This window comes from Parazoarcus communis SWub3 = DSM 12120, assembly GCF_003226565.1.
GTDB lineage: Bacteria > Pseudomonadota > Gammaproteobacteria > Burkholderiales > Rhodocyclaceae > Parazoarcus > Parazoarcus communis.
In genome coordinates this window covers 104,648-130,466 of the sequence record NZ_QKOE01000013.1, presented here as the reverse complement: position 1 = coordinate 130,466, position 25,819 = coordinate 104,648, and the positions used below count along the sequence as shown (strand labels likewise).

Annotated in this window: 18 protein-coding genes and 1 riboswitch; of the genes, 11 read left to right on the top strand and 7 right to left on the bottom strand. The window is 62.7% G+C overall.

The window, feature by feature from the left end; translation table 11 throughout:
- Nucleotides 1-2,164 (top strand): type I secretion C-terminal target domain-containing protein (locus DNK49_RS25020; RefSeq protein WP_133255114.1); only part of this gene is annotated, 2,164 nt, incomplete at its 5' end.
- Nucleotides 2,165-2,283: 119 nt separating this feature from the next.
- On the opposite strand, the gene DNK49_RS16580 is transcribed toward DNK49_RS25020, so the two are convergent.
- From DNK49_RS16580 to DNK49_RS16565, 4 genes are all read right to left on the bottom strand, one after another.
- On the bottom strand, nucleotides 2,284-5,451 hold the full coding sequence (locus DNK49_RS16580; protein ID WP_110526930.1) for a UDP-N-acetylmuramoyl-tripeptide--D-alanyl-D-alanine ligase: 3,168 nt from the start codon (nucleotides 5,449-5,451) through the stop codon (nucleotides 2,284-2,286).
- A gap of 7 nt (nucleotides 5,452-5,458) precedes the next feature.
- A complete protein-coding gene (locus DNK49_RS16575; protein WP_110526928.1) occupies nucleotides 5,459-7,393 on the bottom strand; it encodes a bifunctional diguanylate cyclase/phosphodiesterase in 1,935 nt (644 codons plus the stop codon).
- 37 nt (nucleotides 7,394-7,430) lie between these two features.
- Nucleotides 7,431-8,018: a transglutaminase-like cysteine peptidase gene (locus DNK49_RS16570; RefSeq protein WP_110526958.1), complete on the bottom strand. Its 588-nt coding sequence runs from the start codon at nucleotides 8,016-8,018 to the stop codon at nucleotides 7,431-7,433.
- A 284-nt stretch (nucleotides 8,019-8,302) separates the two neighbouring features.
- Nucleotides 8,303-9,022: a PEP-CTERM sorting domain-containing protein gene (locus DNK49_RS16565; RefSeq protein ID WP_243632407.1), complete on the bottom strand. Its 720-nt coding sequence runs from the start codon at nucleotides 9,020-9,022 to the stop codon at nucleotides 8,303-8,305.
- A gap of 283 nt (nucleotides 9,023-9,305) precedes the next feature.
- Here DNK49_RS16565 and DNK49_RS16560 point away from each other — a divergent pair, with 283 nt between their 5' ends.
- The 7 genes from DNK49_RS16560 to DNK49_RS16530 all read left to right on the top strand — a co-directional run bounded on the left by DNK49_RS16560 (nucleotide 9,306) and on the right by DNK49_RS16530 (nucleotide 20,911).
- On the top strand, nucleotides 9,306-10,745 hold the full coding sequence (locus DNK49_RS16560) for a TolC family outer membrane protein (RefSeq protein ID WP_110526924.1): 1,440 nt from the start codon (nucleotides 9,306-9,308) through the stop codon (nucleotides 10,743-10,745).
- An 89-nt stretch (nucleotides 10,746-10,834) separates the two neighbouring features.
- Nucleotides 10,835-14,296 carry an ATP-binding protein gene (locus DNK49_RS16555; RefSeq protein WP_243632406.1) on the top strand — a complete coding sequence of 1,154 codons (3,462 nt, stop codon included), beginning with the start codon at nucleotides 10,835-10,837 and terminating at the stop codon, nucleotides 14,294-14,296.
- Nucleotides 14,293-15,252 (top strand): response regulator transcription factor, encoded by a 960-nt coding sequence (locus DNK49_RS16550; protein WP_110526919.1) that lies wholly within the window; start codon nucleotides 14,293-14,295, stop codon nucleotides 15,250-15,252. Before DNK49_RS16555 ends, DNK49_RS16550 begins: the two co-directional genes overlap by 4 nt.
- A 195-nt stretch (nucleotides 15,253-15,447) precedes the next feature.
- Nucleotides 15,448-17,484 (top strand): TonB-dependent receptor plug domain-containing protein, encoded by a 2,037-nt coding sequence (locus tag DNK49_RS16545; RefSeq protein WP_110526917.1) that lies wholly within the window; start codon nucleotides 15,448-15,450, stop codon nucleotides 17,482-17,484.
- A 97-nt stretch (nucleotides 17,485-17,581) separates the two neighbouring features.
- A complete protein-coding gene (locus tag DNK49_RS16540) occupies nucleotides 17,582-19,546 on the top strand; it encodes an ABC transporter ATP-binding protein (protein WP_110526914.1) in 1,965 nt (654 codons plus the stop codon).
- A gap of 13 nt (nucleotides 19,547-19,559) precedes the next feature.
- Nucleotides 19,560-20,102: a M48 metallopeptidase family protein gene (locus DNK49_RS16535; RefSeq protein WP_207807013.1), complete on the top strand. Its 543-nt coding sequence runs from the start codon at nucleotides 19,560-19,562 to the stop codon at nucleotides 20,100-20,102.
- A gap of 51 nt (nucleotides 20,103-20,153) precedes the next feature.
- A riboswitch (yybP-ykoY riboswitch) is annotated at nucleotides 20,154-20,334 on the top strand.
- 1 nt (nucleotide 20,335) lies between these two features.
- Complete coding sequence (locus DNK49_RS16530; RefSeq protein WP_110526910.1) at nucleotides 20,336-20,911, top strand: TMEM165/GDT1 family protein; 576 nt, start codon at nucleotides 20,336-20,338, stop codon at nucleotides 20,909-20,911.
- A 22-nt stretch (nucleotides 20,912-20,933) separates the two neighbouring features.
- Here the strand turns inward: DNK49_RS16530 and DNK49_RS16525 are convergent, their stop codons facing one another.
- The 3 genes from DNK49_RS16525 to DNK49_RS16515 are packed head-to-tail and all read right to left on the bottom strand — an operon-like array spanning nucleotide 20,934 to nucleotide 23,481.
- Nucleotides 20,934-21,509 (bottom strand): RcnB family protein, encoded by a 576-nt coding sequence (locus DNK49_RS16525; protein ID WP_110526908.1) that lies wholly within the window; start codon nucleotides 21,507-21,509, stop codon nucleotides 20,934-20,936.
- A 47-nt stretch (nucleotides 21,510-21,556) separates the two neighbouring features.
- Nucleotides 21,557-22,972 carry an ATP-dependent RNA helicase DbpA gene (gene dbpA, locus DNK49_RS16520; RefSeq protein WP_110526956.1) on the bottom strand — a complete coding sequence of 472 codons (1,416 nt, stop codon included), beginning with the start codon at nucleotides 22,970-22,972 and terminating at the stop codon, nucleotides 21,557-21,559.
- Between the two features lie 26 nt (nucleotides 22,973-22,998).
- Nucleotides 22,999-23,481, bottom strand: a complete 483-nt coding sequence (locus DNK49_RS16515) for a hypothetical protein (RefSeq protein ID WP_110526906.1) — start codon at nucleotides 23,479-23,481, stop codon at nucleotides 22,999-23,001.
- 155 nt (nucleotides 23,482-23,636) lie between these two features.
- Between DNK49_RS16515 and DNK49_RS16510 the strand changes: the two genes are divergently transcribed.
- From DNK49_RS16510 to urtA, 3 genes are all read left to right on the top strand, one after another.
- A complete protein-coding gene (locus DNK49_RS16510) occupies nucleotides 23,637-23,858 on the top strand; it encodes a type II toxin-antitoxin system Phd/YefM family antitoxin (RefSeq protein WP_110526954.1) in 222 nt (73 codons plus the stop codon).
- 4 nt (nucleotides 23,859-23,862) lie between these two features.
- On the top strand, nucleotides 23,863-24,261 hold the full coding sequence (locus DNK49_RS16505) for a PIN domain-containing protein (RefSeq protein WP_110526952.1): 399 nt from the start codon (nucleotides 23,863-23,865) through the stop codon (nucleotides 24,259-24,261).
- 181 nt (nucleotides 24,262-24,442) lie between these two features.
- Nucleotides 24,443-25,699 carry an urea ABC transporter substrate-binding protein gene (gene urtA, locus DNK49_RS16500; protein ID WP_110526904.1) on the top strand — a complete coding sequence of 419 codons (1,257 nt, stop codon included), beginning with the start codon at nucleotides 24,443-24,445 and terminating at the stop codon, nucleotides 25,697-25,699.
- Nucleotides 25,700-25,819: the final 120 nt, after the last annotated feature.

Genomic DNA, 25,819 nt, shown 5'->3' with positions numbered 1-25,819 from the left:
GATCCCTGACTCTGTTGTCTCAGCGGTAGCAGTCGCTGCGGCTGTGGCCCATACGGATGCCGACGCCGACGCCGATGCCGATGCCGACGCCGATGCCGATGCCGATGCCGATGCCGATGCCGATGCCGATGCCGATGCCGATGCCGATGCCGATGCCGATGCCGATGCCGATGCCGATGCCGATGCCGATGCCGACGCCGATGCCGATGCCGATGCCGACGCCGATGCCGATGCCGATGCCGATGCCGATGCCGATGCGGATGCGGATGCGGACGCCGATGCGGATGCGGATGCGGATGCGGACGCCGATGCCGATGCCGACGCGGATGCCGACGCGGATGCTGATGCTGATGCGGATGCGGACGCCGATGCCGATGCCGATGCCGATGCAGATGCCGACGCGGATGCCGATGCGGATGCGGATGCTGATGCTGATGCTGATGCTGATGCTGATGCTGATGCTGATGCTGATGCTGATGCCGACGCCGATGCCGACGCCGATGCCGACGCCGACGCCGACGCCGACGCCGACGCGGACGCGGACGCCGACGCCCCCGGTGCAGATCCCGATGCCTACGAGATCATCGAGGGCCGCACGGAGTCGTTCTCCAGTGTGCTGCAGAACGACAGCAACGCAGGGACGGGCGGTGCGCCGCTACGTGTTGCGACGGTGCGCGACGGTGATGGCAATACGCATGTAGTGACCTCGTCTGCGGCAGCGATTTTCACCACACGCCTGGGGGGCACTGTCCAGATGAACGAGGACGGCAGCTTCAGCTACACCGCGCCTGTCCGTAACCACGGTGATGCGGAAAGCGACGTCGATTCCTTCGAATACCAGGCGATCGGTGCGAATGGCCAGCCTTCCGGGTGGACCACGGTGACGGTGGATATTCTCGATACTGCACCGACAGCGCATGACGATATCGATGGCGTGAAGGTAGGCCAGACGACGACGGGTAACGTCATGGGTAATGACGAAACCAGTGCAGACACGCTCAACCGCGTCAGTGAAGTGACTTTCGCGGGTGAGACCAAGACGATCCAGCCGGGGGGCTCGGTCCAGTTCGACACGCCGAATGGTTTGCTGACCATTCATTCCGATGGGGCCTACACCTATCAGTCGCAACTGAAAGCCTTGCCAGCATTCGACAGCCGTCCTCTGACTGGCTGGGCGACCGAAAATGGCGTCAGCGGTCTGTATGGGTTTGCAGGAGGCTCGAGCTGGACCTTCGATCTCACCCAACTGACCAATGCTGCAGCCAAGCAGGTTGCCTGGAAGGGCGGTGGTGGTTCGGGCAAGGATGGTGTGGGTGTCACGCATCTGCAGAGCTCGGCCATCGACAGTGGCGAGCATCTCGTGGTTGCGCTGCAGGCGACTGCCGACAGTGCGGTGCTTGCCTTCGGACAGTTCAATGCTTCGCAGGCCGAGAATGCGCTTTGGAAGGCGTATGACATTGATGGCAATCTGGTGGGCAGTGGTAACTTTGGTGGTGGCGTCAATTCCAACGGTGGGGTGTATGAGGTCACGGTCAGTGGCTCCACTGCATTCAACTACATCGTGATCTCCTTCGATACCGGCGGCGTCAACAGTAATGCGGGCTTTGTGCTTGCGGATATCAGCACGGTCTATGCGCCGGAACGCTTCGAGTACACGCTGGTGGATGCGGACGGCGACAGCTCGACGGCGACGCTGGAGATCCGGCCCTACGACCAGATCTTCAACGGTGGTGCAGGAAACGACACGCTCAACGGAACCGCAGGCAACGATCTGGTCAGCGGTGGGGCGGGTAACGACGTGCTCTACGGTGGCCTGGGGGCGGATGTGTTCGAGTGGCGTCTTGGTGATGCCGGCAGCGTTGGCACACCGGCGGTCGACGTGGTCAAGGACTTCTCGCTGACGCAGGGTGACGCCCTGGATCTGCGCGATCTGCTGCAGGGGGATACTGCCGACACGCTCGACAGCTATCTGCACTTCAGCTATGACGCGGGTACCGGGCATACCACGGTACAGGTCAGCAGCACCGGAGGTTTTGGCTCGGGCGATTACACGGCAGCAGACCAGACCATTGTGGTCGAGAATGTCGATCTCACCTTTGGTGGTGGCTCTGACCAGCAGATCATTCAGGATCTGGTCAATCGCGGGAAGCTGATCACCGACTGATTGGTGCACTAGAGACAAGGCCCGCACACCCCTCATCGGGGTGTGCGGGCCTTTGTATGTCGGGCGGGCCTATCAGGCCTGACCGTCGCGTCAGTCAGGGCGGCCGGGAAACGTGTTGCTCAGCTTTCGTCTGCAGAGGCGGCGCGCTTGAGCAGGTCGACGCTGCGACTCAGGCCGGTACCGCCAGAGCTCTTGATCAGAACCAGATCGCCATCGCGAAGCAAGTCGATCAGGGCCTCATTGAGGGCTTCCGGGGTCTCGAACCAGGCGCTGGCGATGTGCTGTCGGGCCATATCGAACAGGCTGCGCATGTGCTGTCCGCATAGCACCAGCAAGTCGGCGGCAGCATCGCTGATGACGGGCCATAAGGCCTGATGCAGTTGTTCACTGGTCGGGCCAAGCTCCAGCATGTCGCCGAGAACGAGAATGCGCCGTCCATCGGGTCGTGGCGGAGACAGTTCGCGGGCAAGCTCAATGGCCGCCCGCATCGACACGGGGTTCGCATTGTAGGCTTCGTCCAGGATACGTAGTCGCCGCGGGCCGATCTGCAGGTCGTGGGTTGCGCCACGACCGTCGACGGGCTGGAAGTCTCCAAACTGCAGCAACAATGGCTCCAGCGGTAGGTCGAGCGCCAGTGCGACCGCGACACAGGCAAGACTGTTGTAGGCCATGTGCCTGCCGGGGGCGCCAAGACAGTAGCGATGGTTGCGACCTCCGGCATGGATGAGGATCTCTCCGCTGGCGCTTTCATACTGCAGCAACCGTACGTCGCAGTCGCGGCCCTGCCCATAGTGAATGACGCGCAGGCCTCGTCGGCAGGCAGCTTCATGCACGATCTCCCACTCGGCCATGTCGCGGTTGAGCACGGCGACGCCGTCGTCGTCCATGGCCGAGAAGATCCGGCTCTTGCGGCGGGCGACTTCGGCGGTTGTTCCATGGTGCTCGAGGTGGGCAGCGGCGATGTTGGTCACCACGCCGACGTGGGGGCGGACGAGTTCGGCATTCTGCTGCATCCGGCCAATCGCCATCTCCATGACGATATGGGGAACATCCCAGGGGATGGACGCCAGATTCCAGGCAATGCCATGCGGCAGGTTGGCGTTGTGCGCGGTTTGTCCCACCTCTCCCCAGGGGCGCAGGGCGCGTGCCAGCATGGCAACCGTGGTGGTCTTGCCTGCACTGCCGGTGATGCCGATGATGCGGCCGCGGATGTGGCGCCGGGCGAAGCGGCCCAGGTCCAGAATGGCTCGGTTGAGATCGGGTACCTCCAGCACCGGAATCGGCGCGGGTACGAGATCCAGTGCGGGCTCCGAAGCAATGACCGCTTGCGGCAGGAAAGGGGCTTGTGGCAGCACTGACGGTGGCACGCCACCTTTGCCGGTGCTTGGGCGGAGGGCAATCATCTGGCCGGCACGCAGGCTCGGTAGCCAGATGCACAAGCCGGTTGCCTGCCAGCGAGGCGACTGTGGGGGGCGGGCCCAGCGACCACCAGTGGCCGCCAGCACGTCGTCTGCACGCCAGTTGGGCATGCCGGGCACACGGGGTGATGCAGTGCGGGTCTGGCGTGCGTGCTTGAGCGTCTGCGTTGTCTGCTGCAGGTCTGCGAGCGCTTGAGAGGTGCCGCCGCGCATGAGGAAGGCATGGTAGGCGACGAAGCCGGACAGGTAGTGCTCGACATCGTCGATGCGAACCCGGAAGCCGTGATGACGGATGAAGAAGCTGCCGAGTATGCGCGCGGGGTTACGGAAGTACATCGCCAGTTCGGGCCAGAAATGGCCGTTGAGCAGGTGATGGGCGCGAAAGTCCAATGCCCGGTAGAACTTGCCGATGTCAATGTCGGCAAGCAGGTCCCGCACGGACGGTGTTTCGTTCAGACGATTGAGCATCTGCTCCGCGGCGAGCATCAACTCCAGCAGCGTGGGGAAGGTGGTTTCCCGTTCGAGAACGAAATCCAGATAATCTGCAATGTTGCGGATGCCGAAGCGGAAGTACTGTTCCAGAGGGCGATGGCGGGTGAGTTCGTTGACGCAGTAGCTCAACCAATGATCATGTGCCCGCCAGTGTTCGGCTGCGATGAAATGTTCGAAGGCCTTCTCGACGATGGCAAGCCAGCGCGCATCTCTGGTCAGGCCATGAAGTCGCATCAGGCCAAAAGCCGCCTCTCCGTCGTAATAGATGATGCGGAATGCCGCCTTGACTGAGAGATCGCTGGCATTGAGCACGTGATCGAAGCGGCCACTGTCGGCATGCTGCATGTAGGCAATGCCGAGCGCGAGCCTTTCCATGACCTGCATGTGCCGGTCGGAGCCGGTGAGCTCGCTGTGTTTCACCAATGCAAGCAGGCAGACCGCATTGCCGCCGAGCTTGATCTCGTCCCCGGTGTCGATCAAGAAGGCCAGTTGCCGGCCGTCGGCCAGGGTGTAAGGCCGGATCAGTGTCGAGACCAGATGGTCAAGGGCCCGTTCGATGGCTTGCAGCAATGCATCGTCCCGGGTCAGCTCCCAGGCTTCTAGCATGGCGTAGGTCGAACTGGCATGACGCAGGGTGTTGTAGCTTGCGATTTCGCGGTCGAAGCAGGGAAACCAGCCATAGATGAAGCGACCATCCTCCCTGACCTGGGTGGCAAGGTAGTTGGCCCCCTGCTCCACTCGTGCGAGGGTGGTCTCCGGTGTGAGTGTCAGCGCTCGGCGCCCGGCATCCGGGCCCGGGCCGCCGAGCGCCAGCAGTTCGCCCTCTTCGGTGATGAACACTCCCTGCAGGGCCAGCAGGTGCAGTGTCTCATCAGGCTGAGCAGGCAAACGCGCACTGGCGCCATGGCGACGTTGCGCATACACCGCGAAATTCTTCGGGTTGAACTGCGCATGTGGAATGCTGCTGCCGGCATAGAGCATGGCATTGGCGTTGAGCTCAAGCTCCGTGTATGCCTGAGTCAGGCCTTTGTCGAGGGCCAGCCCATGGCGAAAGTAGTTTCGCTTGGTGTTTCGCAGACGCTCGTCAAGGGCGCTCATGGAGATGGGTTTCGCGCTCTCCACCCAGTCGATGCGCAGCCATCGCCCCTTCAGTTTGTGGCGTTCGACCAGCTCACCCAGTTGCATGCAAGCCTGCCCCCAGGCCTGATCAAAGTTCTCCTCACATGCGTGAGTGACATGCGCCCGCTGTCCGCCATCCGATACCGAGAGGAATACGGCATAGGCGGGATAGGGGGCGTCAAGGGGCTTGCAGTCTGCTGCGACACGGGCGCGTGCCTGTTCCAGCCGTGCTGTGAGGGAAAGGGGCAAGGTCAGCATGTGCGGATCAGGGGTGTTCACTCAATGCGGCGGGTTCAGCGGTGATGCCGGGGCCGGTCATGCCGTCGATGCCCAATGCAGGCAGTGCGGCGACTTCGGCCGGCGTACCGACACCTTCGGCGATGGCCAGCAGTCCAATCGAGTGCGCGATCGTACATAGCCCGCGCAGGAAGGCCTTGTTGCTGGGAGACTGGTCGATGCCGCGGATGAAGGCGGGGCTGATCTTGATGTAGTCGAGCCCGACATCATGAAGTTCGGCAAAGCGGGAGAAGCTGCGTCCGGCATGCTTGAGACCCAGTTTGCAACCCAGGGGGCGCAGCGTCAGGCAAAGGTCGCGGAACTCCATCTGGTGCCGTAGTGCACTGATCTCCTGAATGTCGATCCAGAGACGTGATGCCGCTGTGGGGTGGGCTTGCACCGTGCGGCGCAGCTGGTCCCGGAAAGCAGCGTCGCGCAGGGCGTCGGTCGACAGATTGATTGCCAGGCCGGTGATCTCGGGGTGTCTGTCGAGTCTGGCGCAGGCCGCTTCGACAACCAGGGCGTCAATCCGTGCTACCAGGCCCAGCCGTGCGGCCCAGGGTAGCACGCGTCCGGCACTGCACCAGTGACCGTCCAGTTGCAGTCGTACCGGTGCTTCGCGGTGCAGCACTTCCCCCTGGCGACCGAGTACCGGAAAGCCGGCCAGCTTGATCGCACGCCCTTGCAGTGCGTGCGTCAGGGCTTTCCGCCACTCGTCGGGGTGGCTGTAGAGCGGTTGATCGGTGTGGTTGGCGACGATCTGGAGTGTGTGTTGCTCGTCGTGTTCGGCAGCGGCGAGGCCTCCGTCGATACGTGCGAGCAGGCTGCCGCGTGCTTCGCCTTCGGCATAGCCCGCGACCGCGATCAGCAGCTGAGTATGCGGCAGGTCGGCGGTGAGTGCGGTCTGAAAGGCCGCGTTGACGGCTTCTCCGAGTGCCATGGCGTCGAGCTCGCCTGCGGCGAGCAAGGCAAAGTCCGATGCGTTCAGGCGTCCACATTCGCGGCCCGGATGCGCTTCACCAACGGAGGAGAGCTTGCTGGCCAGGGTGGCGAGCAGTCGATCAGCCGCAGTGCGGCCCAGGCGCTGGTTGAGCTCGGCCAGATTGGCGATGCGGGTGATGAGCAGAAGGCCTCCAGCGCTGGCATCGTTGCGCGACAGCGCTGCATCGAGCTGGTTGAGGAACTGCTGTCGGCTGAAAAGCCCGGTCAGGTCGTCATACTGGGTCTGCCTGCGCAACTGTTCAAGCCGTTGAGCTTCATCAGCCAGCATCGTCCGTACGCGCTCGGACAAGGTGTTCATTGCGCGTACGACACTGCGGAATTCCAGCGTGCGAGGTTCGGGGGTGGTCACGAAGCGGCGCCCGCCGATGGCCTCGGCCTGTTCCACCATCGAGCCCAGAGGTCGGGTGATGTAGCGCAGTACCAGGGTGCCGAGCAGACCACACAGCAGACCGCCACCGGCGAACCACAGCAGCAGTTGGCGGGTGGCATTCCACAACGATTCGTAGGCATAGCGGCTATGGCTTTCCACCGTAAGGGTACCGAACTGCCGCCACCCGTCGAGTACCTGGGCCAGGCCCGGACGGGTTTCGATGGGTACCAGGCGCATGAACCAGGTCGGTGAGCCCTGGTTGTGTTCAGCGTACTTGCGTTCGACAAGCAGGGTGCCAGTGGGGTCGACCAGACGGATCAGCTGATAGTGTCCGGCATCGAACTGGGATGCGATCTGCAGTTCGATGGTTACCGGATCCTTGTCCAGCTGAGATAGTGACAGGGCCAGCGAGGTGGCGTTGTCCATGTTCTTGATCGCCAGCTCCTGCTGCAGGTACTGCCGGGCGGACAGGGTGCTGACCACTAGGCTGCCACCAAGCGACAGCAGGGTCACCATCGCGATTGCGATCCAGAGTTGCTTGGTCAGTGACATCGTTGGCACACCTCGAAAAATGTCTTGGGAAGCGGGGTCATTGCGTGAGCTCCAGGCCTTCGCTGCGCATTCTGGCAAGGACATCCCGCCAGCGGGACAGCCTTGCGGTGGGATCGGCAGAGGATTCTGCCGCGCCACCGACCCACAAGCCTTCGCTGTTGAAGCTGAATACCGGGAACAGGTCGGGACGGCGGGCGGCGGGCCGGATGTCGCCGATCAAGTTGTCGAGGACCAGGGGCTCGTCAGTGGGTGTGGCAAAGTAGCCCAGCACCATGTGAGCCTGCGAAACCGGGCTGTCCGCACCACCGATGCGAGCACGGACGTAGATCAGTCTCAGTCGCTCTTTCGGAATGCCCAGCAGGCGCAAGGTGACATACTTTGCGATGGCGAAGTCCTCGCAGTCACCGGCCTGGCGCCCCAGGGTCTCGAGCGGGCTGGCCCAATAGTCCTGCTGCTGCCAGACGACGATGTCGTCGTCGAACTGGATGCTGCGATTGAAGAAATGGTTGACCCGGGTGAGCTGATCCGTCTCGGGAATATCCCGGCTTTCATCAATCAACCGCCGCCAGGCCCCGACCATGTCGCCCGCCTGATTGCCGAAGCGCTCGCTGGCCAGGCGTTGCATCCGGTCGAAGTCGGTATTTGCGCCTGCGAACCAGGTCAGCGCCGCGAAAACCACAAATGCGCATAGTCGCAGCAGAGGCGACGGGACAGGTCTGGCCGAACGGCATAGGTCGGAGCGAGTGGAAAAGGGGCGCATACGCACGGTTCGGGGTGGGTGCGCAGCGGCACGCTATCGGATCACGGGGCCGACAGGCAGCATTGCGCCAGACCGATTATACGCGCGCGCCCACGCCCGAAAGGGACGTGGGCTGGGTGTCAGCTGCAGGTCTTGTGACCTGCGAGGGGTCATGCCCGAGACAGCTTTCCGCGTCGACCCGCGCCCAGTGCGGCGAGACCCAGACCAAGCAATGCGAGTGTCGCGGGCTCGGGAATCCTGTTGCCGGGGCCGGCAGTCGCGATGGTGAAATCATCAAAGCCAAACCAGTCTGCACCGGCATTGGTATTGCCGAAAGTGACACTGGTAAAGGGGGTTTCGGTGTCGACAATACCCCAGTAAAGAACGGACCCACCTGGATTGTCGATGCTGTGCGGAACGGTAAATTCGCTACCGTTGGACAATGTCAGGGTTACCGTGCCGAGAAAGTCGCCGATGTCGATGCCGTAGAAACCGAAGCCAATCACCGCAGACGAGAAGTTGATCGTGAAGCTCGAGCTGTAGGTCTCCCAGAACTGCGCGCCCGAGGTCGCGTAGCGGCCCGCGTAGGGGTCGTTGGTGACATAGCCCTGGTTCAGGGTTGCAGTGCCGAGTGCGCCGAAATCGACATTCAGCGTGCCGGGGGTAAAACTTGTGGTGTAAGGATGGCTTTCAAAATCTTCGGTTGCGACATTCTGGCCACTCAATGCGGCGAGAAAGGCGTTGCGAGCGGCATCGGCGTTCGGTGTCGAGCTCAGGGCAATCGTTTCGCCCAAGCCTTCGTCTTCGCCGAAGAAGACGAGCGGTGCAGCGTATGCGGATGCACTGGTCAGCAGGGCAGTTGCCGCGGCGAGGGTGGTGAATGTCTTCAAGGTGATCTCCTGCTGCGGTGGCCGCAGTCTGGTTGCAGTATTGCCACGCCTGAGGGCATGTCGAGTTTTGGTGATTATGCAGCCTGTAGCGTAAGTAATAGCGTGTATATGTCACGGATGGCGTATTTGCGTGGTTTCGACGGCGCAGTGCCTGGCTCGAGCTTGTGTGGTATTCCTCAGCATGACCCCGAGTTTCCCCCTATCATGCAAAGCGTTGCCCAGATTGGGGCAGATACGAACCGTTTGGGTTCGAGATCCATCGATTGAATTGTCTGGAGGGTGCATGAACGGGGTTCGAAAACTTGTCTTTCTGGCGCTTGCTGCTGTCTTGCCTCATGCCCAGGTCAACGCGCAAGTGCCTGAAGTCTTGCGTGAAGCGGTGCGTAAGGCGGTTGTCACGAACCCCGAAGTGCAGGCGCGCTGGCATGGTTTCCGGGCTGCTGAGGCTGAGCAGGATGTGGCAAAAGGGGGCTACTATCCCCAGGTCGACCTGACCGCTGGCGTTGGGCATGAGTGGCGCAAGCGGCCTGGTACCGAGGCTGACGATTACACCCGTCGTGGGGCCTCGCTGTCGCTGAATCAGATGGTGTATGACGGCTTCTTTACCCGTAACGAAGTGGCGCGTATGGGGTATGCGCGACTTGCTCGCTACTATGAACTGCTGGATGCATCCGAGTCGGCGTCGCTCGAGGTGGTACGCGCTTATGGTGATGTGTTGCGGTATCGCGAACTCGTCCGTCTGGCACAGCAGAACTATGTCGAGCACAAGCAGGTGTTCGACCAGATCGCAGAGCGTGCATCGGCGGGTGTCGGCCGGCGGGTCGATCTCGAGCAGGCGACCGGGCGCGTTGCATTGGCCGAGTCCAACCTGCTGACGGAAGTGTCCAATCTGCACGACGTCAGCACGCGCTATCTGCGTCTGGTCGGTGAGGCGCCGCCGCAGACCATGCCGGCTTTCGGCGCGCGACTCAGTTCTGCGCCCTTGCCGTCGAGTGCGCAGGAGGTCTTGCGCGAGGCGATGCAATCCAGCCCGTCGATCAACGCTGCGGTCGAGAACGTTCGTGCGGGCCAGGCGTTGGTCGAGACCCGGCGCGCAGCCAACCATCCTCGCCTGGACCTGCGTGCGCGGCAAAGTCTGACCGATAACCTCGAGGGGGCGGATGGCCGCTCCCGTGATGGCGTGGTCGAGTTGGTATTCAGCTACAACCTGTTCCGCGGTGGTGCCGATCAGGCCCGTATCCGTCAGGCTGCCGAACAGCTGAATCAGTCCCGCGACCTGCGCGAGAAGGCCTGTCGCGACCTTCGTCAGACCGTCTCCATCGCATACAACGATAGTCAGCGTCTGGTTGAGCAGTTGCGCTATCTCGACCAGCATCAACTGTCGATCGAGAAGGCACGAGAGGCCTATCGTCGTCAGTTCGACATCGGTCAGCGTACCTTGCTTGACTTGCTGGATACTGAAAACGAGTACTTCCAGGCCCGTCGTGCCTACGTCAACGCCAGCTATGATGTGGTCGTCGCCGAGGCGCGGACGCTGGCGGGCATGGGGCGGTTGATGCCTGCACTCGAGGTCTCGCGCGAAGCCATGCCGACGGCTGCCGAGCTGGGTCAGGACCGTGCTGGCGTGGATCCGGCCGAGCTGTGCCCGGCTGAGGCGCCGCTGCCGATGTCCATCGACAAGGCGGCCCTGTTGCAGGAGGCACTGAAGGCGCAGGGCAAGTAAGCATCCCGCCGCCCGGGCCTCGCATAGAATGGCGCGATTGCTTCCTGCATCGCGCCTTTTTTTTCTGCCCTATGAACGCCCAAGACCCGATGGCTGAACCGAGCGTCGCCGCCCGCATGGTGGAGGAGGGCGCATCCGCGCAAGGCGGAGTCGGTGACGGTGCGCCGCAGCGTGTGGTCAAGATCCGCCGCGACTACAACACCTGGGTTGCCAACGAAACGCTGGAAGACTATGCGCTGCGCTTTACGCCGCGCAGTTTCCGCAAGTGGACCGAATTCCGGGTTGGTAACACGGCCTTCGGCGCGGCTTCCTTTCTGGTGCTGGAAGCCGTGGGGGCGACCATGCTGGTCGGCTACGGCTTCGTCAATAGCTTCTGGGCCATCCTCGCGATCGGCCTGATCATCTTCCTGACTGGTCTGCCGATCAGCCTGTACGCGGCGCGCCATGGTGTGGATATGGACCTGCTGACACGCGGGTCCGGTTTCGGCTATATCGGTTCGACGCTGTCCTCACTGGTCTATGCCTCCTTCACCTTCATCCTGTTCGCGCTTGAAGCGGCGATCATGGCGTATGCGCTGGAGTTGGCGCTGGGCATCCCGCCTGCCTGGGGCTATCTGATCTGTGCGCTGGTGGTGATTCCCCTGGTGACTCACGGCATTACCGTGATCAGCAAGCTGCAGACCCTGACTCAGCCTTTATGGCTATTCCTGCTTGCATTGCCCTTCTTTTTCCTGCTGCGCGAGGAGCCGGACGCACTGGCCGGGTTGTGGCAATACCCGGGGGTGCAGGGGCAGGGCGGGACGTTCGATTTTCATCTTTTCGCCGCAGCGATGACGGTGGGCATCGCCTTGATCACGCAGATGGGAGAGCAGGCGGACTACCTGCGCTTCATGCCGGCGCGCACCGAGCAGAACCGCTGGCGCTGGTTGTTTGGCGTGGTGCTGGGCGGGCCGGGCTGGGTGCTGATCGGCGTGGTGAAGATGCTTGGCGGTGCGCTGCTGGCCTGGCTGTTGCTGCGTGACGGCATGGCGGCCGACAAGGCGGTGGACCCCAATCAGATGTATCTGCTGGGGTTTTCCAAGGTGTTCGACAGTGCGCTGTGGGCGGTGGCGGTGACGGCACTGTTCGTCATCGTGTCGCAACTCAAGATCAATGTCACCAACGCCTACGCCGGCTCGCTGGCGTGGTCGAACTTCTTCTCGAGGCTGACTCACAGCCACCCCGGTCGGGTGGTGTGGGTGGTGTTCAACATCCTGATCGCCTTGCTGCTGATGGAGATGAACGTGTTCCAGGCGCTCGGTCAGGTGCTCGGGCTGTATTCCAATATCGCCATTTCGTGGATGGTGGCGGTGGTGGCGGATCTGGTCATCAACAAGCCGATGGGCTGGTCGCCAAAGGGTATCGAGTTCAAGCGCAGCCATCTGTACGACATCAACCCGGTCGGGGTCGGGGCCATGGTGCTGGCCTCGTTGCTCTCGGTGTGCACCTTCATCGGGGTGTTCGGTACCGGTGTCCAGCCGTTTGCGCCCTTTGTGGCAATGGCGGTGGCGCTGGTGGTCTCGCCGCTGATCGCCTGGGCGACGCGTGGACGTTACTACCTGGCGCGCCCACCAGAGCCGGCCGTTCACGAAGGGAAGGCCTGGGTGGCGACACGGCAGTGCTGCATCTGCGGGCAGCACTTCGAGCCCGAAGATACCAGCCACTGCCCCGCCTACCAGGGCACGATCTGCTCCTTGTGCTGCTCGCTGGATGCGCGGTGCGAGGACCAGTGCAAGCCGCATGCACGGCTGTCTGCGCAGTGGTCGGGTTTGCTTGAACGCTGCCTGCCCGGTGCGCTCAGGCCATATATCGATGGCGGGCTTGGGCACTACCTGATGCTTTTGTCGGGGATCAGCCTTTTCCTGGCACTACTGCTCGGCACCTTGTATTACCACGAACTGTTGGCGCGGGGGCCGATCGTGGCCGAAGGTGAGCTCAAGGGCGTGCTGATCAAGACCTACGCCGCGCTTTTCCTGATGAGCGGCATTGGTGCGTGGTGGATGGTGCTGACCCACAAGAGCCGGCAGGTGGCGCAGGAAGAGTCCAATCGCCAGACCCGCTTGCTGATGCAGGAGATCGAGTCCCATCAGCGCACCGATGAGGCCCTGCAGACGGCGCGTCGGGTGGCGGAGCAGGCCAATCAGGCCAAGAGCCGCTATGTGACCTCGATCAGCCACGAATTGCGTACGCCACTCAATAGCATCCTGGGTTACGCGCAGATCCTGGATGGTGATCCGGCGATTCCACCGCACCGGCAGCAGGCGGTCAGCGTGATCAAGAAAAGTGGCGAGCATCTGCTGTCGTTGATTGAGGGTACGCTCGACATCGCCCGTATCGAAAGTGGCAAGTTTGCCCTCGACATCCGGCCGCTGGCCTTTCCCGCATTCATTCAGCAGCTGATCGGCATGTTCGAGCTGCAGGCGCGCAACAAGGGTCTCGGCTTTGCTTTCGACATCGTCGGCAAGCTGCCCGAGGTGGTGCGCGCCGACGAGAAGCGACTGCGCCAGATCCTGATCAATATCATCGGCAATGCGGTGAAGTTCACCCCGCGTGGTGCGGTCCGGGTGACGCTGACCTACCGTCGCGAGATGGCCATGTTCGAGATCGAAGACAGCGGCCCTGGCATTGCCGATGAGGAGTTGGTGCAGATTTTCGAACCCTTCACTCGCGGTAGCAGCGCCAAAGGCGGCACAACCACGGGCACGGGCCTGGGCTTGACCATCAGCAAGATGCTGACGGACCTGATGGGAGGTGAGCTGACGGTGGAGAGTACACCGGGGCGTGGCAGTGTGTTCCGCATCCGTCTGTTCCTGCCCCAACTGCACGATGCCCAAGCTGCCGCGGCCCTGCCCCGTGCCCGGCGCATTGGCTATAAGGGCGTGCGCCGCCGCATTCTCACAGTGGACAACGAGCGCGTGGATCGGGAGCTGCTGGTCAGCCTGCTCGAGCCGCTTGGTTTCGAGGTGGGCCAGGCCGCGTCAGGCTACGACTGTCTTGAGCTTGTTCCGCGCTTCCGACCGCACCTGATCTTCATGGATCTGGCCATGCCAGGCATCGACGGCTGGGAGACCATTCGCCGCCTGCGTGCCGCGGGGCTGGACGAGGCGCCGCTGGCGATCATCTCTGCCAATGCCTTCGACAAGGGGCTGGACAACGATTTCGGTATCGGTACTGAGGACTTCATCCTGAAGCCGATCCGGGTCGAGGACTTGCTGGACTGGATCGGCAAGCGTCTGCAGCTGGAATGGGTGTGGGCAGACGACCCCGCAGCGGATGCAGCGGTGCTCGCGCCTGTCGTGACAAAGTTGGTACTGCCACCCGAGGCCGAACTGCGCGCCCTTGATGAGCTGATCGAGCTTGGTTTTCTGCGCGGCATCCTCAAACACCTGAGCGCAATCGAGGCGCTCGATCCGGCCTACCTAGAGTTTGTTCGTGTTCAGCGCGAACTGGCACGTCAGTTCCAGTTCGATGCCATGCGCGAGTTGCTGCGCAGCAAGGAGCCACCCTCATGAGTCCCCCGCCGCTTGCCGCCGATGCCAACACGGCCGGCATTGTCCTGATTGTCGACGATGTGCCGGAGAACCTCGCCCTGTTGCACGATGCGCTCGATGAGGCGGGTTATCTCGTGCTGGTGGCCACCAATGGCGAAAGCGCCCTTGCCCGTGCGCGTCAGAGCCTGCCGGATGTGGTGTTGCTCGATGCGGTGATGCCCGGGATGGATGGCTTTGAGGTCGCCCGTCAGTTGAAAGCTGACTTTGCCACCCGTGCGATTCCCATCCTGTTCATGACTGGCCTGACCGAAACCGAACACGTGGTGGCCGCCTTCGCCGCCGGTGGGGCCGATTACGTGACCAAGCCGATCAAGCCGGCCGAGGTCCTGGCGCGGATTGCTGCTCACGTGCTCAACGCCCGCCAGATGAAACAGGCTCGCAGTGCGCTCGACGCCTTCGGCCAGGCGACGGTGGCCGTGCGTGCGCGTGACGGCAAGCTGGTGTGGCAGACGCCGTTGGCACGGCAACTGATCCGCAGCTGGTTCGAGGCCGATCTCGGCGAGGCTGGCGAGATAGCGCCCCCCCGATTGCTGAGCTGGATCCACAACGCCGAACTCGCCCGTCGCGAACGCCGGGAAATCACGGCGCTTGTGACTGCCGACGGTCAACGCAGGTTGCTGGCCTCCTTCCATGATCAGACCGGTGACGAGGAGTGGCTGGTGGTGCTGCGTGAGGAGAACGACGCAAGCGCCATCGAGGCCCTGATCGCCGCCTTCCGCCTCACCACGCGCGAGGCGGAGGTGCTGTACTGGGTGATCCGTGGCAAGACCAACCGCGACATCGGCGAAATCCTCGGCTCCAGTCCACGCACGGTGCACAAGCACCTGGAGCACGTGTTCGAGAAGCTCGGCGTCGAGACCCGTACTGCGGCGGCGTCAATGGCGATGTCGAAGCTGCGTGCTGGTCGGGAAGGCTGAGTGGTTTCGGGGATTGACCTGGCAGCTTAGTCGTGCGAGCCTTGAACTACGACTAAAGCGGTAGGTTCGCGGTGTCATTCGCGAGGTGGTGCTGATTCAGGTCATGCCTCGAGAGATGAGTTGCTTGCCGAGGTGTCGGGAGGAGATGTGGCTGACGGACAGGCAAGAAGCTGGGCCAGGACTCGAAGCAAACTGGTGCCGCGGCCGGCTGCTGCGCTGGCGTGCGCGCTGTGTCTGTCCTCAGCAGGCGCAAGCGACCTTCCGTTCCTCGATGTGCTTCCGGTGGTCGCCTCGGTCAGTCGCCTGCCCCAGCAGCAGGCGGATGCGCCGACTGCGGTCACAGTGATTGATCGAGACATGCTCAGGGCGTCGGCAGCCCGGACTTTAAGCGATGTGATGAGGCTGGTGCCAGGCTTTCAGACCTATGCCCTGAGCGACAAGCCGGCACGGGTGGCCTACCACGGTGTCACCGACGACAGTGATTTCTCGCCTCGCGTGCAGGTTCTGGTGGATGGCCGTTCCTTGCATTCGCCCTTGTTCAGGGGGGGGATGAACTGGGAACTGGTGCCGGTTGCGCTGGAGGACATCGAGCGTATCGAGGTGGTTCGTGGTTCAAACACCACGTCATACGGAACCAATGCCTTCCTCGGGGTCGTCAACATCATCACCATCGATCCTGCACTGGCCAAGGGGACGTCGCTGATCGTCGGGGCAGGGAACCAGGGCGTGCGGGATGTGTACCTCAGCCGCAGCGGCCAGCTCTCTGACGGTGTGGACTATCGTTTGAGCTTCAAGCAGATGCGTGACGATGGCCTGAATGAATCTTCGGTGTCACGTGAAGATGCCGACTGGCAGGATCGCAACCGGACGCGACTCTTCGATTTCGCGGTGAATCTGCAATTGGATCCTCGCACCCGCTTTGAGCTAGGTCTCGGTCGTGTGGAGGGCAGTCGCCTTGTCGGGCGATGGGACAAGGATGGGTCAGGTTTGCCGGTCGCTGGACTATATAAGCCGGACGACCCGGTCCGCGATGCCGAACAATCCTCCTCTTGGTTGCAAATGCGGTGGCTCCGCAGCCTGTCGGAAACTGCAGATCTGTCGGTCCGTTACTCACACAGCGTCGACGAGGCTGACAGCAGCTTTGTCGATCCTGGATTGATGGCACCTTTTTCGCGTGTCGATCTGGCCGGTGATCGCGGTACGAGACACGAACTCGAAGTCGTCAACACCTTGTTACCGGTGGAAGATATACGGTTGGCCTGGGGTGCAAGTTGGCGCTGGGACAGCCTGCGCTCCGACACCCAGATGCGTGGCAAGGGAACCGTGAGCCGTGATGTCGGCCGGGTGTTTGCCAATCTTGAATGGAAGCCTTCACACTGGCTTACTGGCAATCTCGGGCTATCGCACGAGCACGATTCGCTGGCCGGCAGCAAGCTGGCGCCACGTGCCAGTGTCAGTGTTCACCTGTTGCCTGGACACACCGTGCGACTTGGATATGCCCGTGCCTGGCGTTCAGCTGGAACGCTGGATTACGAAGCCTGGCGACTGAGTGGACCTGGTGAGGTCGAGGCCGAAGGGAACGCGTCACTGTCGTCCGAGCGTCTGGACAGCTGGGACCTGGGTTATCTGGGACGGTGGCCAGCGTGGCGTGCGAGCCTGGATGTCCGTCTTTTCGATGAGCGGATCTCCGATCGGCACCATCAGCGGATCTCAATCACGGCGGGGGCACCCGACACGGTGCAGGCGCTCGAGGATCTGCGTATCCGCGGTCACGAACTGCAGTTGCGTTGGCAGCCGGTCGATACTGGCACTCTCGTCGTCGGCCATGCAAACGTCCGTATTCGTCAGTCGCTCAATGACGCTGGCTACGATCTTGTCTACAACTGCACGACCGGGTGCAGCAATTTCAAGCGCTCTATCGGTCGATATAGCGAACTGGCAGAGCAGTCAGCGCCACGCAACGCTACGTCATTGCTGTGGCTGCAGCGTTTGCCGCATGACATCGAGCTGTCGGTCGTGCACTACTGGATTGGTGCCATCAAGTGGTCACGCAATACCGTGACCGAACGCTACGAACGTACTGACCTGCGGCTGGCCAAGGCATTGCGTCTGGATACGCTGCGCGGCGAACTGGCATACACCGTGCAGTCGCTAAACGGTGCGCACAGTGAAGAGCGCATGCAGAGGGTGGTGGATCGCCGGCACTGGGTGTCCTTACGTGTTGATTTCTGAACCCGGTGGGTTCCGAGGGCGGGTGACGCAAGGGTGAGTTGGGGCACAATGCAGGGTTCGCACCGTGCCACGAGCGCGGCTGTTGCGTCATCCCCACATGGAGACCCCTGTGTTCGGCCTGTTCGAAAAAGCTGTAGATCCCTATCCCGAAGCGCCACCGCCGATTCCGCCGCGGGGGTTCTTTGCCTTCCTGTGGGCGGGTACCGCCGGTTTGCGGCCCTTCATCTTTGGCATGACCTTGCTGACCGCCACCATTGGGGCCTTCGAAGCCTTGTTGTTTGCAATGCTTGGCAAGGTGGTGGACTGGCTGGCGGCGGTTGAGCCGGCGCAACTGTGGGCCAGCGAGGGGAGCAAACTGATGCTGCTGGCGGCGATTGTTGTCGGCAGCATCGCCCTGGTGGCGGTGCAGACCATGATCAAGCACCAGACTCTGGCCGGTAACTTTCCGATGCGTCTGCGATGGAATTTCCACCGCCTGATGCTTGGCCAGAGCATGGGTTTCTATCAGGACGAGTTCGCTGGCCGGGTGGCGGCCAAGGTCATGCAGACAGCGTTGGCGGTGCGCGACACCTGCCTGATCATGACCGACATCATGGTGTTCGTGACCATCTACTTCGTTACCCTGGTGGTGGTGGTCGGCAGCTTCGATACCTGGATGCTGGTGCCAATGCTGGGCTGGTTGTTGTGTTACGTGACCGCGCTACGTTTTTTCGTGCCGCGCTTGTCGCGGGTGTCGCGCGCGCAGGCGGATGCCCGTTCACTGATGACCGGACGCATCACCGACGCCTATACCAATATCGCCACAGTCAAGCTGTTTTCTCACGCGGGTCGAGAGGCGGGTTATGCCCGCAGTGCAATGCAGGAGTTCATCCAGACCGTGCACGCGCAGATGCGGCTGGTGAGTGGCATCGAGGTGGTGAACCACACCTTGAGCATGGGGCTGATTCTGTCAACTGCGGGTACCGCGCTCTGGTTGTGGACCCAGGGCGAGGTCGGGGTGGGCGCGGTGGCAGCGGCAACCGCGATGGCGCTGCGGCTCAACGGCATGTCGCACTGGGTGATGTGGGAGCTGGCGTCCCTGTTCGAGCATGTCGGTACGGTGCAGGACGGTATCAATACGCTGGCGCGCCCGCACCTGGTGGTGGATCGACCACAGGCGCCTGCGCTGAAGGTGAGCCGTGGCGAGATTCGCTTCGAGGGTGTGAGCTTTGCTTATGGGGCCAAGGGGCCACAGGCGCGTCAGGTCATCGATGGCTTGTCGCTGGTGATCCGGCCGGGTGAAAAGATTGGCGTCGTGGGGCGTTCCGGTGCTGGCAAGTCCACCATCGTCAATCTGCTGCTGCGCTTCTACGATGTCGAGCGTGGGCGCATCCTGATCGATGGTCAGGATATCGCTGCGGTGGCACAGGACAGCCTGCGTGCGCATATCGGCATGGTGACGCAGGACACCTCCCTGCTGCACCGTTCAGTGCGCGACAACATCCTTTACGGTCGGCCGGAAGCCAGCGACGAGGACATGATTGCCGCTGCCCGCCGCGCGGAGGCGCACGACTTCATCCAGACCTTGAGCGACCCACATGGTCGTTGCGGCTATGACGCCCATGTGGGTGAGCGGGGGGTCAAGCTGTCCGGCGGTCAGCGGCAGCGCATCGCGATTGCGCGGGTGATGCTCAAGGATGCACCCATCCTGTTGCTCGATGAGGCGACCAGTGCGCTGGATTCCGAGGTCGAGGCTGCGATCCAGGCCAGCCTGTACCGTCTGATGGAAGGAAAGACCGTGGTTGCGATTGCGCACCGTCTGTCCACCATTGCCGCAATGGACCGCCTGATCGTCCTCGACAAGGGCCGGATCGTCGAAGAAGGCGACCACCGTAGCCTGCTGGCGCAAGGTGGCCTTTATGCGCGCCTGTGGGCGCATCAGAGTGGCGGCTTCCTGGGAGAAGAGGCGGACGAGAGCGGGGAGGGGACGGCAAACGTCGAGCCGGAATCCAGCTTCGCCGAATCGACCCATCGTACGCTGCCATCGCCGACCGTGGCGGACAAACCGGTGACCTCGGTCTGAGGCCAGCCCACGCATGAGTGCGATGAAATACCTCTCCGCCTATCCGCCGGCATTGGTCGAGCAGGTGCGCCGGTTGATGGCGGAAGGCCGGCTCGCGAGCGCGCTGCAAGGCCGCTATGGTGCCGCCCACGCGGTGCGGACAGATGGCGCTTTGTATGATTACGTCGGTGAGCTGAAAGCACGTTACCTGCGCAAGGCTGAACCGCTTTCGAAGGTGTGTTACGACAATACCCTGCATGTGGTTCGGCATGCGCTCGGTACGCACACCACGGTGTCGAGGGTGCAGGGCAGCAAGCTCAAGTCCAAGCGCGAGATTCGCATCGCAGGGCTGTTCCGTGCCGTGCCGGAGCCTTTCCTGCGCATGATTGCCGTGCACGAACTCGCCCACTTGAAGGTGCGCGATCACGACAAGGCCTTCTATCAGCTCTGCACGCATATGGAGCCGGACTATCACCAGTTCGAGTTCGACCTGCGGGTGTATCTGTGCCATCTCGAGGCCGGGGGCGAGGCGCTGTGGCCATTGTCCGGGTCGTCAGTCCTGGAGGCCGGGGGCTGATGCGCGGGTGGGGTACGGGTGGTGGACGTCGGCGTGTGACCTCAATATAATCCGCGGCGTCATTGGGGAGTAGCCTTCCTTCCGCGCGAAGGAGCTTGCATCAACATACTTGCCGGCCACGGCATGGTGCAAGCGGGTCCCGTGCTTGGCAAGACCTTTGACCACGAACACCACCGGACAGGCCGGGGATGTGTCGTGGTCATTCGTCTTTTTGTCCGGCCTGTGGAGACTTGATGGACGCCTTCCTGATATCGACCGGCATCGTTGCCCTCGCCGAAATCGGCGACAAGACGCAGTTGCTTGCCTTCATTCTTGCGGCCAAGTTCCGTAAGCCCGTTCCCATCATCATTGGCATTCTGGTTGCCACGTTGGCCAATCACGGTCTGGCCGGTGCGGTCGGCACCTGGCTGACCTCGCTGATGTCGCCGGAGACCCTGCGCTGGGTGCTGGGCCTGTCCTTCATTGCGATGGCGGTGTGGACCCTGATTCCCGACAAGATCGACGACGATGAAGGCGGGCTCGTGCGCATGGGGGTGTTCGGAACCACGCTGGTGGCGTTCTTCCTTGCCGAGATGGGCGACAAGACGCAGGTTGCCACGGTGGCGCTGGCGGCGCAGTACCAGGCCTTTATCGCGGTGGTGGCGGGTACGACCCTGGGCATGATGATCGCCAACGTGCCGGCAGTGCTGCTGGGCGACCGCATTGCCCAGCGCATGCCGGTGCGGCTGGTGCACGCGATCGCCGCCGCCATCTTTGCGGTGCTGGGGGTGGCGACCTTGATGGGCGCCGGAGCGCAGTTCGGTATCTGACCGAGCCTGGGGCCTGAGTGGCTTATAGCCGGCTCAGGTCCTCGATGGCATCGATCACCATGCCGGTACCGACCGCAATCAGCAGGATGTCCGCCGCGACACGCACATAGCGATGGCCGGCAGGCGGAGCGCCCAGTTCAATGATCAGGCGTGGAGGAAGATCGTAATAGACCACCTCCCGTGGCAAGGGGTAACCGCGCTTCCAGGCCTTTGCCTGGCCAGGGGGCATGCAGCCGTTCCCCTTCTTCGCAAGCCCGGGCGGGCAGTGGCCGCGGCTGTACTCCTGGCGGTAATAGTCCTGGATGATGGTGCGGTGACGATCGCCGAAACGGATATCCACGGATATGCCACTCTGGGCGCGATGACGATCGTCGCCCCGCCGGTCGTGACGATCATCCCGGTCACGCCGGTCTTCACGTTTGCCGTAGTCGGCGTCACGGTCCTTGCGGCCCGGTTCGCGTTGCTCCTGCTTGCCGTTGCCTTTGCCGCCACCCGCCCATTCGGGCTTTTCGGCCAATGCGGGGGCCGCAGTCAGCGCAGTGGCGATGAAGGCTGCAGCCAGTCCACGACCGAGTCTGGATGAGGTGATGTTACGCATGGGGTGTCCTCCGCTTCGCATCCGTCGGGCACGGGTTGGCCGGCGACTCAAACAGCTCTGACCTTGACCCTGCGACCCTTGATTCTGCCCTCCGCGATCCTGCGTAGGGCGAGGTCAAAGATATCGCGACTCACGGCCACGTAGGTGTAAGCATCGGTGACCTGGATCTTGCCGATCTGCTCACGGCTGAAACCCGCCTCACCGGTGAGGGCGCCGAGCACGTCACCCGGGCGGATCTTGTCCTTCTTGCCGCCGAGGATCTGAAGCGTGGCCATCGGGGCAAGCAGGGGTGCTTCGTCCGGCGTGAGGGCATCCAGGGGCTGCCATTCCGGTTCGAATCCGAGCGTCTGGGCGATTGCCGCCACCCGGCGGCGATCGGCGCTGCTGGCCAGGCTCAAGGCCAGGCCGCTGGCGTCGGCACGACCGGTGCGACCGATACGGTGGGTGTGGATCTCGGGGTCCGGGGTGACATCGACGTTGATCACGGCCTCCAGGCCGGCGATGTCCAGACCGCGTGCAGCGACGTCAGTGGCGACCAGTACCGGGCAGCTGCGGTTGGCAAAGCGAACCAGCACCTGATCGCGCTCACGTTGTTCCAGCTCGCCATGCAGCGCCAGTGCGTCAATGCCGGCGGCTTGCAGGCACTCGACCAGGTCGCGGCATTGCTGTCGGGTATTGCAGAACGCCAGTGTGCTTTGAGGACGGAAATGCTGCAGCAGACGGACGACAGCCGCCAGGCGCTGCGGATGCTCGACTTCGAAGAACAGCTGGCGGATCTTGCTGCCGTCGTGCTGAAGGTCGAGTTTGACGGTACGTGGTTGACGCAGGAAGCGCGTCGCCAGCCGCTCGACGCCTTCCGGCCAGGTGGCCGAGAACAGCAAGGTCTGACGATGGGGCGGACAGGCCTCGGCCACGGCCACGATGTCGTCGAAGAAGCCCATGTCCAGCATGCGGTCGGCCTCGTCGAGCACCAGGGTGTTGAGCGCGGACAATGCCAGGCTGCCGCGCTGCAGGTGGTCGAGCAGGCGGCCGGGCGTGCCTACGACGACGTGGGCACCGTGCTCCAGGCTGGTCAGTTGTGGCTTGATCGGGCTACCGCCGCACAGGGTCAGCACCTTGATGTTTTCGGCCGCCCTTGCAAGCCGGCGCACTTCCTGGGCGACCTGGTCGGCCAGCTCGCGCGTCGGGCACAGCACCAGGGCCTGTACGCGCAGGCTGCGTGCATTGAGCTTGCCGAGCAAGGGCAGCGCAAACGCGGCGGTCTTGCCCGAACCGGTGCGTGCCTGGGCGATCAGGTCGTGGCCTCCCAGGGCCAGCGGCAGTGACGCGGCCTGGATGGGCGTCATCGTCAGATAGCCCAGTTGGTTCAGGTTGGTGAGGACTTCGGGTGCGAGTTGCAGCTCGGCGAAGGCGGGGCCGGTGGCGGCGGGCTGTGCCGGCAGGGCGTCGGGTCGATCAGGCATGGAGTTCATGCCGGATTATATCTGTTTCAGCGACGCGACCTGCCCGTGTAGGGGCGGCGCCCTCCACGGCGTGGCGGGGCGCTCTCTTCCGGCTTGGGCTTGGGCATCAACAGGTTGGCACCCCCCTGGCGAGCGTGACTGGCATGGGTGCGCAAGGCATCCTCGAACTGTTCCTCCGCAAGCGTCAGTTCGGCGCATGGCGCTGCGGGCTCGTAGCGTGCCAGCCGTTCCCGTACCAGAAAGACCCGTTCCTCACTGTCGGCCTTTTTCGGCAAGCCGGCGACAACGGACTGGGCCGCGGGTGTCAGCGTGAAACCGCCGCCGTCCGCAATGATCAGGGCGTGGCTGACGGCGCGCTTGAGCGCTGCCGTCCAGAGGCTTGCGGACTTGATCGGGCAGCCCAGGAATTCGGCTGCGGCAACGAGTTCGACCAGTTCGGCGGGGCGCCGTTTGGCGGCAATCAGGGTCGCCAGCAGCAACTGGGCGTCTACATCGTGGGTCGGGTACATGGAGTGGCTTTGTGCGGGCAATCTTGTGCAAGGCGTGCATCATGCCTGAGTCGGGTGTTGGGCGGGTGAGCTGTGCTGCCCTGGCACGGGCATTCTTGAACATCGCCCTGAAGTTTTCTAAGATGGTCATCTCAGATGACCCATTGGAGTGTTTCATGCTGACTGTGAGCGTTGCCGAGGCCAAGGCTCAGTTTAGCGCCCTGCTCGATGCCGTTCAGGCCGGGGAGGAGATCGTCATCACCCGGCGAGGCCAGGCGGTTGCCCGCCTGCGGGCGGAGCCGCCCGCAGAGCCGGATTTCAGCGTTTTCCGCCGCTTGCGAGGTGCCTGGAAGGAGGGCATGCGCATCGACCGCGACGCGCTTCACGAGCGTGATTGAACCCATGCTTGAGCGTTTTTTTCTGGACACCAATGTTGTCGTGTACCTGCTTGCCGACGATCCGGCCAAGGCCCTCCGTGCAGAGGGCTTGCTTGCGGCACGGCCCTGCATCAGCACGCAAGTCGTCAATGAGTTCATCAATATCTGTACGCGAAAGCTCGGGATCGACCGTGCCGCAGCGCATGCCAGCGCCCGCAGCCTGATGGCACACTGCGAGGTCGTGCCGGTTTCCGCCACGACCTTGAGCGAGGCCATGCGCCTGGGCGAACGCTATGGCTACTCCCATTGGGACTGCCTGATCCTGGCTGCGGCGCAACTGGCGGGCTGTCGTGTCCTGTACAGCGAGGACATGCAGCATGGCCAGCAACTGGATAGCCTGCGTGTTCATGACCCTTTTCGATGAGGCCTTGATCTAGCCGCTCTGCGGCTCCCAATCCTGCGTCTGGCGCGGGCCTCAGCGCCGGTGGCTGTCACGGGTGATACGCACCCCTACGCAATCTTGCGTATTCCGGCATGCGGGCCGCTTCCCTAATCTGACGTTGCAGCGCAGCACCGCGCTACCACTTCTTACCTGGGAGACCCACATGCAGACTCGTCGCAGCTTCATCAAGGCTCTGGCCCTTTCCGCCTCCATCGCCGCGATCGGCGCCCCGATCGGTGCGCACGCCGCCGATACCATCAAGGTCGGCATCCTGCACTCGCTGTCGGGCACGATGGCGATCTCCGAGACCGCGCTGAAGAACGTCGCGCTGATGACGATCGAGGAGATCAACGCCAAGGGTGGCGTGATGGGCAAGAAGCTTGAGCCGGTGGTGGTCGATCCGGCCTCCAGTGAGTCGCTGTTTGCCGAGCGGGCCCGTCAGTTGATCAGCCAGGATAAGGTTGCCGTGGTATTTGGCTGCTGGACTTCTGCTTCGCGCAAGGCGGTCAACCCGGTGTTCAAGGAAACCAACAACCTGCTGTTCTACCCGGTTCAGTATGAGGGTGAAGAGCTTGAGAAGAACGTGTTCTACACCGGTGCGGCGCCCAACCAGCAGGCGATTCCCGCGCTGGAGTACCTGTTGAGCGAAGAGGGCGGTTCGGCCAAGCGCTTTGTGCTGCTTGGTACCGATTATGTTTACCCGCGTACCACCAACAAGATCCTGCGGGCCTTCCTCAAGACCAAGGGCATCACCGACGCGGACATCATGGAGGACTACACCCCCTTCGGTCACTCGGACTACCAGACCATCATCGCCAACATCAAGAAGTTTGCCTCCGAAGGCAAGAAGACCGCGGTGGTCTCCACCATCAACGGCGACTCGAACGTTCCCTTCTACAAGGAGCTTGGCAACGCGGGCCTGAAAGCGACCGATGTGCCGGTGGTGGCGTTCTCGGTGGGTGAGGAGGAACTGCGCGGCGTGGATACCAAGCCGCTGGTGGGGCACCTCGCCGCATGGAACTACTTCATGACGATCAAGAACCCGGAGAACGACGCCTTTATCGCCAAGTACAAGGCGTGGGCAAAGAAGAATGGCGTGCCCAATGCTGACAGTGTGGTCACCAATGACCCGATGGAAGCAACCTATGTCGGTATCCACATGTGGAAACAGGCGGTCGAGAAGGCCAAGACGACCGACACCGACAAGGTCATTGCGGCCATTGGCGGTCAGACCTTCAAGTCGCCTTCCGGCTTCACCCTGACTATGGACAAGACCAACCACCATCTGCACAAGCCGGTGTTCATCGGCGAGGTCCGTGCCGATGGTCAGTTCGACGTGGTGTGGAAGACCAAGGGTCCGGTCCGTGCGCAACCGTGGAGTCCGTTCATCGCCGGGAATGAAGCCAAGCAAGGCCTCTGATCCGTTCAGCGCGTGGCCGGCCGCAGGCTGCTCTGCGGCCGGCCACGCCGGTTTTTCTTCCGTTTTCCAACTTTCGGCGATGTGATCTGGTCACCGTCGAGTTGACCGAGTTCGCCCGCG

Excerpts from the sequence above, each read along its gene's own strand:
- dbpA (WP_110526956.1), bottom strand. The coding sequence starts at position 22,972 with ATGCCTGATCGACCCGACGCCCTGCCGGCACAGCCCGCCGCCACCGGC.
- urtA (WP_110526904.1), top strand. The coding sequence starts at position 24,443 with ATGCAGACTCGTCGCAGCTTCATCAAGGCTCTGGCCCTTTCCGCCTCC.
- DNK49_RS16570 (WP_110526958.1), bottom strand. The coding sequence starts at position 8,018 with ATGCAACGCCTGGCCAGCGAGCGCTTCGGCAATCAGGCGGGCGACATG.
- DNK49_RS16555 (WP_243632406.1), top strand. The coding sequence starts at position 10,835 with ATGGCTGAACCGAGCGTCGCCGCCCGCATGGTGGAGGAGGGCGCATCC.
- DNK49_RS16530 (WP_110526910.1), top strand. The coding sequence starts at position 20,336 with ATGGACGCCTTCCTGATATCGACCGGCATCGTTGCCCTCGCCGAAATC.
- DNK49_RS16540 (WP_110526914.1), top strand. The coding sequence starts at position 17,582 with ATGGAGACCCCTGTGTTCGGCCTGTTCGAAAAAGCTGTAGATCCCTAT.
- DNK49_RS16580 (WP_110526930.1), bottom strand. The coding sequence starts at position 5,451 with ATGCTGACCTTGCCCCTTTCCCTCACAGCACGGCTGGAACAGGCACGC.
- DNK49_RS16510 (WP_110526954.1), top strand. The coding sequence starts at position 23,637 with ATGCTGACTGTGAGCGTTGCCGAGGCCAAGGCTCAGTTTAGCGCCCTG.
- DNK49_RS16535 (WP_207807013.1), top strand. The coding sequence starts at position 19,560 with ATGAGTGCGATGAAATACCTCTCCGCCTATCCGCCGGCATTGGTCGAG.
- DNK49_RS16575 (WP_110526928.1), bottom strand. The coding sequence starts at position 7,393 with ATGTCACTGACCAAGCAACTCTGGATCGCAATCGCGATGGTGACCCTG.
- DNK49_RS16560 (WP_110526924.1), top strand. The coding sequence starts at position 9,306 with ATGAACGGGGTTCGAAAACTTGTCTTTCTGGCGCTTGCTGCTGTCTTG.
- DNK49_RS16525 (WP_110526908.1), bottom strand. The coding sequence starts at position 21,509 with ATGCGTAACATCACCTCATCCAGACTCGGTCGTGGACTGGCTGCAGCC.
- DNK49_RS16515 (WP_110526906.1), bottom strand. The coding sequence starts at position 23,481 with ATGTACCCGACCCACGATGTAGACGCCCAGTTGCTGCTGGCGACCCTG.
- DNK49_RS16505 (WP_110526952.1), top strand. The coding sequence starts at position 23,863 with ATGCTTGAGCGTTTTTTTCTGGACACCAATGTTGTCGTGTACCTGCTT.
- DNK49_RS16550 (WP_110526919.1), top strand. The coding sequence starts at position 14,293 with ATGAGTCCCCCGCCGCTTGCCGCCGATGCCAACACGGCCGGCATTGTC.